General features: G+C 70.2%; 9 protein-coding genes. 3 read left to right on the top strand and 6 right to left on the bottom strand.

Annotation, left to right across the window (positions count from 1 at the left end; translation table 11 throughout):
- The 6 genes from Q664_RS61545 to Q664_RS35915 form a co-directional block, all read right to left on the bottom strand.
- Positions 1-3788, bottom strand: a 3788-nt coding sequence (locus Q664_RS61545) for a pentapeptide repeat-containing protein (RefSeq protein ID WP_235217008.1), incomplete at its 3' end; no start/stop codon positions are given.
- 151 nt (positions 3789-3939) lie between these two features.
- Positions 3940-4329, bottom strand: a complete 390-nt coding sequence (locus tag Q664_RS35900) for an STAS/SEC14 domain-containing protein (protein WP_043406369.1) — start codon at positions 4327-4329, stop codon at positions 3940-3942.
- 90 nt (positions 4330-4419) lie between these two features.
- Positions 4420-4521 carry a hypothetical protein gene (locus Q664_RS62760; RefSeq protein WP_369406345.1) on the bottom strand — a complete coding sequence of 34 codons (102 nt, stop codon included), beginning with the start codon at positions 4519-4521 and terminating at the stop codon, positions 4420-4422.
- Positions 4514-4915, bottom strand: coding sequence for a CinA family protein (locus tag Q664_RS35905; protein WP_326938764.1), 402 nt, complete (start codon positions 4913-4915; stop codon positions 4514-4516). Before Q664_RS35905 ends, Q664_RS62760 begins: the two co-directional genes overlap by 8 nt.
- A 3-nt stretch (positions 4916-4918) precedes the next feature.
- Positions 4919-6010 (bottom strand): GRAS family protein, encoded by a 1092-nt coding sequence (locus Q664_RS35910; RefSeq protein WP_043406372.1) that lies wholly within the window; start codon positions 6008-6010, stop codon positions 4919-4921.
- A 109-nt stretch (positions 6011-6119) separates the two neighbouring features.
- Complete coding sequence (locus Q664_RS35915) at positions 6120-6344, bottom strand: DUF3185 family protein (protein WP_052519091.1); 225 nt, start codon at positions 6342-6344, stop codon at positions 6120-6122.
- Positions 6345-6418: 74 nt separating this feature from the next.
- Here Q664_RS35915 and Q664_RS35920 point away from each other — a divergent pair, with 74 nt between their 5' ends.
- The 3 genes from Q664_RS35920 (at position 6419) to Q664_RS35930 (ending at position 9967) form a co-directional block, all read left to right on the top strand.
- Complete coding sequence (locus tag Q664_RS35920) at positions 6419-7990, top strand: AMP-binding protein (RefSeq protein WP_052519092.1); 1572 nt, start codon at positions 6419-6421, stop codon at positions 7988-7990.
- Between the two features lie 94 nt (positions 7991-8084).
- Entirely contained in the window at positions 8085-9614 is a 1530-nt protein-coding gene (locus Q664_RS35925; RefSeq protein WP_043406376.1) for an ATPase domain-containing protein, read from the top strand.
- The gene (locus tag Q664_RS35930; protein WP_043406377.1) at positions 9611-9967 is read left to right on the top strand and encodes a response regulator; all 357 of its coding nucleotides are present in this window, start codon (positions 9611-9613) and stop codon (positions 9965-9967) included. The genes Q664_RS35925 and Q664_RS35930 overlap by 4 nt, the downstream gene beginning before the upstream one ends.
- Positions 9968-10023: the final 56 nt, after the last annotated feature.

Raw genomic sequence — 10023 nt, forward strand, 5'->3', positions numbered from 1 at the left:
CCGTCCTCCCCCGAGGAGGCCAGCCTCCGTCCGTCCCCGCTCCAGGACACGGACCTGACACCTCCTGCGTGGCCGGTCGCGATGCGCGGTTGAAGCGAGCGGGGGGCGAGCCGCGGCGTCGCGTGAGGGGGCGCGGGTATCATGAGCGCCGCGGTCACCTCGGCCCCACTCAGCTCGGCACCTTCCCAGCGGCTCTCCCACCACACGGACTGGCTCAGCGTCGCTCGGGAGAGGTTCGCGCCCACCGCATCGCACCGCGTCGCCTCGGCCTGGGTGAAGTCCGCCCCCGTTGCATTGGCACCCCGCAGCGAGGTCCCCTCCAGCCGCACTCCCACCAACACCGCATGGGAGAGATCCGCCCCCGCGAGGTCCGCGCCAGACAGATCCGCTCCCGCGAGCCGGGCTCCGTGCAGCAGGGCCGCTCCCAGACGGGCACCGCGCAGATCCTCACCCGTCAGCTCCACCCCTCGCAGGTCGGCCCGCTCGGGGAGCCACTGCCTCCCGTCCTGCGCCCAGACCGCCAACCCATGCAGAAGCCGGAATGCATTGGTCACCGCCGGGCCCGCCCTACCACTCTCCGTTCCCCTCGCTCGCAGCAGCGCCTGCAGAGCGAGCACGGCGCGGGACTGCAGGGCATCTCCCGTCCTGCGCCGGAGCACCTCTCCGAGAAACGCCGCCACCTCGCGAGTGAACGGGCGGGTGTCCAGCGCCTGCTCCGGCTGGACCTCCAGGGTCTCCACCAGTGCCCGGGCGAGGAAGTACTCGAGGAAGGACTTATGCGCGAACCGGTAGTGTTCCTCGCCCTCACGCACGAAGAAGGCACCTCCCTCGATATCCCGAAAGACGGCGGAGGGCGTCAAGTGATCGGGGAGCTGCCGACCCATGCGCTCACGCACGGTCCTTCGCAGTTCCCGCCACGAACAGGACGTCCTGCCCGAGCGCCACAGTTCCTCCGCGAGCGCCTCGGCGAACTCCTGCTTCTGGGTGTGGGAGAGCGATTCGCCATCCTCCGAGGTCTGCGAGAGCCAATGCCGCAGGTAGGCTTCGTAGATGTCCGCTGGCGCCACCCGTGCCGTGGGCGCGATGCGCTCCAGGGACGCCAGCACCATGCCGAGCAGCAGCGGCCGTGTCACCAGGTCCATCAGATCGTAGGTGTCCTGGAGCCTCTTGAGCGCCTCATCCACCTTCTGCGGCGAAGGCAGGCTCTTCTCCATCAACTCCTTGATCTGGCCGAAATCAAAAGGCTGGAAGGTAATACGCGTGAGACCCGAGGAGGTCCCCAGCGCCTGGCGCAGCGCCTCAGCAGCGGTGGAGTGGAGCGTGGTCTCTGACTCGAAGTAGTGCTCACGCGAGGACACCACCACGCGGCCGGTCTCCTCCGCGACACCAAGCAGTTCCGACAGCCGCCCGGCCAACCCGCTCGATCCGAGCCGCGTGGCCATCTCATCGAAACCATCAAAGACGGGCAGCACCCGCCGGGTTCTGATGAGCAGACGCAGCGCCGCGCGGTTGGCGGGGGTATCCTCAGCGCCTGCGGCGTCCAGCAGCAGTCCGTGGGCGTCGCGGCCGGTGGCAGCGGAGGCGAGGCTGCTCAGCAGGGGACGCGGTGCCTCGTCCTGGCTCCACAGCCGAGAGCACCACACCGCCAGGGTGGTGGACTTGCCAGCGCCGTATTCACCCAGGACCAAGGCCGTCTGGTCCCCTGATTCAAGCCACTGGTCCAGCGCGTCCAGTGCGGGCAGTGACACCTCCCCCACCCGGACAGTGGGTTGGACGAAAGAGCCATTCACGGTGGCCAGGCGCTCGGCTCGGAGCACCTCCACCCGCTCTCGTCCCTTTTCGAAACGGGAGCACAGGGCTTCAAGCCGCTTCTTGCCAGACTCGGTGGAGACGCACTGCATCTCCACTTGCCGAAGTTCCTCTTCCAGGGCGCGCTGAACCTGTGGGGTGTGCCCTCTCCACCAACCGTCAACCTCCCAGAACTGGATCGCCCAGTGCTCCCCCACGTGACTGATGGGGAGGATCGCGCCCACGGCCTGCCCCTCCACCGCCACGGCCATGGCCGCGGTGGGGCCGGGCGCTTCCGCCACGGTCAGCAGGAAGAGCTCTTGCGCGGCGAGGAGTACGCCCGCACTGAACCCCTCTCCATCATCATAGGCAGGAGCTGTCGCTGCGTGGAGCGCACGCCCTTCGCGCGTCGTGGCCCGGAAGTCCTCGGGTCGTGGCCGAAAGCGGAAGACGAAGCCCCCGCGCCGCAGCTCGCCCAGCGCCGCCGGATCGATCCCAGCGGGGATGGCCCAGCGCACCTCCGCCTTGGGCTCGGGCTCGGGCTCGGAGGGCTCGGGGCTCTGGTGCACCACCCGACGCACGAACTCCAGCGCCGTACTCCCGGCCTCCGTCCACTCGCCGGGATCAGGCGGACTCACCGGGCGCGCCGCATCATGGAGCCGCTGCACCAGCGCGCCCAGTCCGAAACCGCGCCAGTCCTTCTGCCACTCGAAGATCGCGTCCGCCGCGCCACCGGCCAGCACCGCCCGCAGGGCGGGCAGCGGCAGCGCCTGGGGCGGCAGGACGATCTCCCGGGTATAGCGGCGGAACTGCTCCACCGAGACGAGGCTGTCCAGTTCCCTCGAGAGCCGGCGGAGACGCGCCTCGCGAGCCTTGTTGCTGGCACCCGCATCCAGGAGCAGGGGGCGTGCCTCGGCGACCTGCTGCGCCAGGAACTCCACCGCCTCGTCATCCTCGCGCTCCAGCAGGGGCCCCACCCGCGCGAGCCACTGTGCGTAGCGCTCACCCGCTGGGTGCACCGGGTAGACGAGCCCCGCCGCGGCGAAGGGGACGATGGGGCGCTTCTGGTCGTAGCGTGTGGACGGTCCCACGCGTGCGAAGCCGAGATCCACATCCGCGACGATGACGCCCTCGTCGCCCGGCTCCAGGTAGCCGGCGTGCTCGGGGAAGCGGCGCAGATCTCCGGCGTGGCCCTCGTCCACGAAGATGGAGCTGCCGCCCGCGGCCTTCTTCCCCGAGAAGACGGCGACGTCCGCCCAGAGCACGGGCCGCCCGTAGCGCTGAGCCTCTTCCTGCGCCTTGGCGTGAAACTCCGGGATGGTGTGGAAGGGCGTGTAGCTCGGCACCGCCAGGAAGTGGCTCTGCTCCAGGGCCTCGGCCACGAGCTTGAGGTGGGCCTCTCCTCCACGGTGGAGGAAATCGAGGCAGATGAGAACGCCCATGGGCCCGGGAAGCCCTTCGAGCGGGATGGGGCGCCACACCTGACCCGGCCGCAGTTCCTGCTCCATCTCGGTGAGGGAGAGCTTGGGCTGAAGCCCGAGCAGGCGTCCGCGGTGGAGCACCGGGCAAATAGCCTGGCCGAGCGCCGGGAGTTGTCCGCCGAGCCGCTCGTAGACGCCGGATTGCCGCGCGGGCCGGGTGACGGAGTGGGTCCCCGCCACGATGACCAGATCCCCACCGGCACGAGCCACCTGCTCGAGCACCTGCCAGGGCAGGCTGTACTCGGGGAAGACAATGAGCCGGACACCCCACTGCTGACACTGGCCGAGAATCGCCTGGACCTTGAGCAGGAGCTGCTCGCGGTGGAGGCGGGCGATGCGCTCGCGCAGCTCGCTGAAGCGGGTGTCCAGCTCGGGTGGGGGCTCGCCCTCCGGGCGCAGGGCGTCCGCGTGAGCCAGGTCGAAGAGAGGATCCTCGAAGGGCGCCCGTCCTGGGAGCGCGATGGCTGGCTGACAGGCGAGCTGGACGACGGCAACGCGGGTATATGCGCGAGGGGGCATGGGTATTGGAGGAAGCGCTTCGACCGAACCCGATTTCTAACAGCTACCCGAGCCGTTCTCGCGGGTGATGTCAAAGCCGGTCCGACTCGGGAACGCCTGCGGTCCCCGTTACCCCCATGCCAATCCGAGGCAACCCGCGCGGGCCGCGGACCTACGCGGAGAGGGCTTCCTCTTCTCCGTGGATGAGCCAGCGCCGTGCCGACTGGTCGTCCGTGAAACGGCGGAGGATCTTGTCCGTCCCGCTCTCGCGCGCCACCCGGTTGAGCTGCAACGCGGCCATCTGGCTCTCCACCATCTCCGCCACCCGCTTCACGCCATTCTGGATGCCGAACTGCTGCACGTCCCGCAGCATCTCCGCCACCGGCGGCGCGGAGGGACGGAAGGTGCGCATGTCCGCCTTGATGCCAATGTCCCGCCCGGCCAGCGACAGCGTGGCGGCCCTCAGCTCCTCGACGAACCTCGTCATCTCCTCCGGGCGGATGAACCCATCCAGGACGAGCTCGATGATGCAGTGCTGTTTGTCGATGTCGATCCGATACACGGCCGCTCTCCTTCGTGAGAGCTGAAGAGGCGTCGAGCCTAACATTCCTCCCCTGGCAGGAGCGGTCCCCCCTCCCACCATGTCGGGTAGTCAGCTTCTCTCCAGGAGGGAGAGCAACAGCTCCAACCCTCGCGCCGCCGCCGCACGGCGGATCGTCTTCCGGTCCCCCGTGAAGACGTGGCGCTCACCCACGTGCGTCCCATCCCGCCGCGTCACCGCGAGGTACACGAGCCCCACCGGCTTCGCCTCCGACGCCCCCCGAAGGTCCAGCGATCCCCGTCTCGGCGAACGCCAACGTGGCGTGCGAGCGGGCCAGCGCCCCCCGTGCGAGCGCCAGCGCCACCTGCTCGCTGACCGCGCCGTGGGCCACCATCAACTCCACCGGCACGCCGAGCTGCTCCGTCTTCGCCTCGTTCGAGTACGGGACGAAGCCGCGCTCCACCACCGCCGACGCCCCGGCGATGTCCGTGAGGCTCGCCGACACGAGTCCTCCCGTACTGGCCTCCGCCAGCGCCAGCCGCTCACCCGCGCGCCGGCAGGCCTCCAGCACCCGCCGGGCCCGCTCCTCCAACGAGGGCTCCTCCATGGCTCAGCAGCTCGCTTCCGGGGTGGCACACAGGACCGTCACCAACGTCTCCTCCTTGTAGCCCACGCCCACATACCCCGGCTCCGCACGGATGTGCACCGCCGGGTGCGGGAAGGACCAGCCTCCCTCGAGCAGGCTGGCCGGTGCTGGACGGAAGCCCGCCGTCCTCAACCGGTGGCCCCACGTCTCCACCCGCTCGTGCCGCTCGTACCGCTGCGAGTCGTCCACCGCGCCGAGGATGTCCTCGAACTCCCGGCCGAAGAACAGCTTGATGCCGTTGCGCTCGCGCTCGGGCAGGCCCAGCGCGTCCACCAGCTCGAAGTGGTGCGAGAAGTGGTGCCACGCGTTGTGGAAGCGCTCGGACAGCGAATCGGTGGCATGGTCCGAGTTCGGCTCGACCAGCACCACGGCGGCGGGCTCCACGGTGCGCAACCGGTGGAAGATCTCCTGCCGGTCCACCCCCGCGGCCATGTGGTGCATGGCGAAGGCCGCGTGCACCAGCCGCGGCCCGGGCGTGTCGCGCAGCAGGGCCCAGTCCTCCTCGTCGAGCGCCTCGAGCACCTTGGGGATGCCCAGGAAGCGCAGGGCCATCCCCATCTCCCCGGCGAGCGCCATGAGGGACGTCTCCGCCTGACGCAGGCTCCGCGGGTCCGGCTCCACGCCCACCACGGTGAGCCGCCGCAATGTGGTGCCGCGCTCCGCCAGCCGGCGCAGCAGCGCCACCTCCTGCCGCCCCGTGCCCAGGCCCACGTCGATGAGCGTGGCGTCCTCGTGGCCCTCGAGCAGCCCACACAGCAAGTCATTGGCGATCCGTCCCGCCATGCCCACCATGGGGAGCCGCTCGGCCACCAGGTTGAAGAGGGAGATTTGAGGCAACTCGAAGCGCCGCAGGTAGAGGTTCATCTGCCGCGCCTCGCCCACGCCCACGCGCCGGGCGAGCGCCGCGGCGAAGAGGAAGTACTGCATGTCCTCGGGCACCGCATCCACGTCCAGCCGCCGGGTGAGTGCCCCGAGTGAGCACCGGGCCGCGGCCGACTGGCCCGTCCGCAGCTCCTCCAGGGCACGCGTGAGCAACGCGTATTTCTCCGCTCGCATGTCCGTTCCCTCCAGCCCCCTCGGGATGGGTGTCCAGAGGGAATTGAATTCAAGGGGACCGATTGGATCCCCGCGGGAGGGAAGGAGCGGAAGTGGGGACGGAGGTGCGCTAGCGGCGGCGCTTGCCGCCTCCACCTCCGAAGGCGATGAGCAGCACGCCGCCCACCACGCCCGCGGCGCCGAGCACCAGGTCCCGCTGCGTGCGCTCGGAGTATCTACCGGTGAACGTCTCCATGGCGCGCTCCGACAGCGAGCCGGTGGCGCGGTACGCGGTCACCAGGAAGACGGTGCCGGCGACGACGAGCATGAATCCCAGGATTCGGGCGATCCCCACGGCGTTTCCCCTCGAAAGTGTTGAGCCACGCAGGTTAGTGCGGAACGGGGCCCTCGGGGGTAGCTTCCGCGCCCATGGCGACCTCCCTCCTCGAGCTCTTCCTCACCCGCGCCCGTCAGGCTCCCGAACGGCCCGTCCTGGACTTCGAGCAGCAGCGCTTCACCGCCGGACAGCTCGCCGGACACGTCACCGCCTTCGCCAGCGCCCTCCAGCGCCGCGGGCTGAAGTCCGGCGAGCGCGTGGCCCTCTTCCTGGAGAACAGCCCCGCCTTCGTCATCGCCTACCTGGGCACGCAGTACGCCGGGGGCGTCGTCGTCCTCGTCAACACCCAGTACCGGCAGGTGGAGCTCGGCCACATCCTCTCCGATGCCGGCGCACGCGTCTGTGTCACCGGGGCCGCCGGGGCCGAGGAGCTCGCCCCGCTGAAGGCCCCACTGTCCGCGCTGGAGTGGCTCGTCACCGTGGAGTCACCGGACGGGCCCCTGCCATGGCCCGACGTGGGCTTCGACACGCTCCTCGCCGAGGGAGACGCCCACGCCGCCCTCCCCATGCCCCGGGGCGAGCAGCTCGCCGTGCTCGGCTACACCTCCGGCACCACCGGCCGCTCCAAGGGCGCCATGCTGCTGCACCGCAACCTGCTCGCCAACGTGCGCGCCGTCACCGAGGCCTGGCGCTGGACGGAGAACGACAGGCTCCTGCTCACCCTCCCGCTCTTCCACACCCACGGCCTCATGGTGGGCCTGCACGGCACCCTCTCCTCCGGTGGCAGCGTGGACCTGCGCCGCCGCTTCGCCGCCCCCGAGGTCCTCTCCGCCCTCCAGGAGGACGCCTCCCTCACGATGTTCTTCGGCGTGCCCACCATGTACGGCCGGCTCGTCGAGGAGGCCCGCCGCACCGGGCTGCGTCCCCGTCCCCTCCGGCTGCTCGTCTCCGGCTCGGCCCCGCTCAGCCCCCAGCTCTTCCACGACGTGGCGGAGACGTTCGGCCAGCGCATCCTCGAGCGCTACGGGATGACGGAGACCCTCATGAACACCACCAACCCCTACGAGGGCGAGCGCCGTCCCGGCACCGTGGGCATGCCCTACCCCGGCCAGGAGGCGCGCGTGGTGGACGTGCGCACCCGCCAGCCGCTGCCGGACGGCGAGACGGGGGAAATCGAGGTCCGCGGCCCCCACGTCTTCGCCGGCTACTGGCAGCGCCCGGACGCCACCGCCGAGTCCTTCGACGCCGAGGGCTGGTTCCGCACCGGAGACCTCGGCCTGCGGGACGGGGACGGCTACTTCCATATCACCGGCCGCGCGCGCGAGCTCATCATCAGCGGCGGCTTCAACGTGTACCCGCGCGAGGTGGAGGAGGTGCTCGCCACCCACCCGGGCGTCGCCGAGGTGGCGGTGCTCGGCCTGCCGGACCCGGACTTCGGCGAGCAGGTGGTGGCCGTCGTCGTCCCGCGCTCGCCCCCGCCCTCCGCCCAGGCGCTGGCCGACTTCTGCAAGGACCGGCTCGCCAGCTTCAAGAAGCCCCGCCGCGTCGAGCTCGTGGACGCCCTGCCCCGCAACGCGCTCGGCAAGGTGCAGAAGCACCTGCTGCGCGAGCACCTCCAGACACCCGCCGCCCCCTCGAGCGTTCAGAAACCAACAGAGCCGTGAGCGTTCGGACACATGCGGACACTCGCAGCGGAATTCTCCTCGGGACGTAAGCGGTGCCAGTAGTGTCCACTCGGCGAGAGAGGAGACGGGGAGCGTGAACGAAGCAGAGCAGCCCGAGGAGTCCACGCGCCGGGTGCCGACCGGGTCCACCGGCCTGGACACCCTGCTCAGGGGCGGGTGGCTCCATGGTGGCACCTATATGGTCACCGGGGCGCCGGGGACGGGGAAGACCATCCTGGGCAACCAGCTCTGCTTCTCGCACGTGGCCAACGGCGGGCGGGCCGTGTTCGTCACCATGCTGTCCGAGTCCCACGGGCGGATGACGGAGCACCTGCGCCGCATGCGCTTCTTCCAGCGGGACGTCATCGGCCAGTCGCTGCACTACGTGAGCGGCTACGCCACGCTGAAGGCCGAGGGGCTCGAGGGGCTGGCGAAGCTGCTCTACCGCTCGGTGCGCGAGCACGAGGCCTCGGTGCTGGTGGTGGACGGGCTGCTGGCGGCGCAGGAGAGCGCTGGCTCGGTGCTGGCCTTCCGCGAGTTCCTCCATGGCCTGGGCGTGCACAACGCGCTGGCCGGCTGCACCACCCTGGTGCTCACCAACCGGCAGGAGAACGCGGCGGACCCGCAGTTCGCCATGGTGGATGGGGTGGTGGTGCTCGAGCTGCAGCAGCGGGGACTCCGGGCGGTGCGCACCGTGGAGGTGACGAAGCTGCGCGGCGAGGCCCAGCTGCTCGGCCGGCACACCTTCGACATCAACGAGCGGGGGCTGAGCGTCTACCCGCGCCTGGAGAGCCTCCACCGCCACCCGCCCCAGGAGAAGCTGGACCTGGAGCGGCGGCAGGGCTTCGGCCTGGCGCGGCTGGACGAGATGATGCAGGGCGGGGTGCGTCCCCACTCGTCCACGCTGCTGCTCGGCTCGCCGGGCAGTGGCAAGACGCTGCTGGGGCTGCACTTCCTGGAGTGCGGCGCGCGCCAGGGCGAGCCCGGCCTCTATTTCGGCTTCATGGAGACAGCCCCCCGGCTGCTGGCGAAGGCCGACGGCGTGGGCCTGCCCCTGCGGCCGGCGGTGGACTCGGGCCGGGTGGTGCTGGAGACGCGGGCGGCGGTGGAGACCCTCCCGGACGCGCTGGTGCACGAGCTGCTGGGCCTGGTGGAGCGCCACCGCATCCAACGGCTCTTCCTCGACGGCCTGGAGCCACTCCTGCAGGAGCCGCTGGAGCCTGGCCGGGCCCCGGACTTCCTCACCGCGCTGCTCAACGTGCTGCGCTCCCGGGGGGTCACCACGCTGATGAGCCAGCAGACCCGGGTGCTCTTCGGGCCCCGGCTGGAGGCGAAGCTGGAGGGCGTGGAAGGCATCGTCGACAACATCGTGTTCCTCCGGTATGTGGAGTTCCGCTCCCAGCTGTACCGGATGCTGTCCATCCTCAAGATGCGCGAGAGTGACTACCAACCCGCTCTGCGCGAATTCTCCATCTCGACTCGGGGCATCGACGTGGCCGAGACCTTCGAGAGCGCCGAGGCCATCCTCACCGGACTGGCCCGGCCGCTGAATGTGAAGACCAAGCGCACCCGCCCCAAGAAGGCGGTACGGCGCCTGCCCTCCCGGAAGCGGAGCCGCTCATGAGCAAGCTCCTCATCGTGGACGACGAGGTGGCCATCCTGGAGGCCCTCACGGACATCCTCTCCGTGGAGGGGTACGAGGTGTTCACCGCCGCCAACGGGGCCGAGGGACTCGACCATGTGCGCAAGGACCGCCCGGACCTCATCCTGCTGGATTTGATGATGCCGGTGATGGACGGGCAGGAGATGCTGCGCCGGCTCAAGGAGGACCCGGAGCTGCGCCACACCCCCGTGGTGGTGATGAGCGCCGGGCGCGTCTCCAAGTCGGAGCTGCAGGGCAGCCGCTTCCTCGCCAAGCCCTTCGAGCTCGATGACCTGCTGGACACCGTGGCCGCCGAGCTGAACAAGGGACACTGAGGCATGCACCCTCTCCCTCTGGGAGAGGGCTGGGGTGAGGGTCTGCCTATCCCTGA

Origin of the sequence: Archangium violaceum Cb vi76 (assembly GCF_000733295.1) — a bacterium.
Lineage (GTDB): Bacteria > Myxococcota > Myxococcia > Myxococcales > Myxococcaceae > Archangium > Archangium violaceum.

Coding starts and splice junctions, on each gene's coding strand:
- Q664_RS35920 (WP_052519092.1), top strand. CDS start 6,419: ATGGCGACCTCCCTCCTCGAGCTCTTCCTCACCCGCGCCCGTCAGGCT.
- Q664_RS35910 (WP_043406372.1), bottom strand. CDS start 6,010: ATGCGAGCGGAGAAATACGCGTTGCTCACGCGTGCCCTGGAGGAGCTG.
- Q664_RS35930 (WP_043406377.1), top strand. CDS start 9,611: ATGAGCAAGCTCCTCATCGTGGACGACGAGGTGGCCATCCTGGAGGCC.
- Q664_RS35905 (WP_326938764.1), bottom strand. CDS start 4,915: ATGGAGGAGCCCTCGTTGGAGGAGCGGGCCCGGCGGGTGCTGGAGGCC.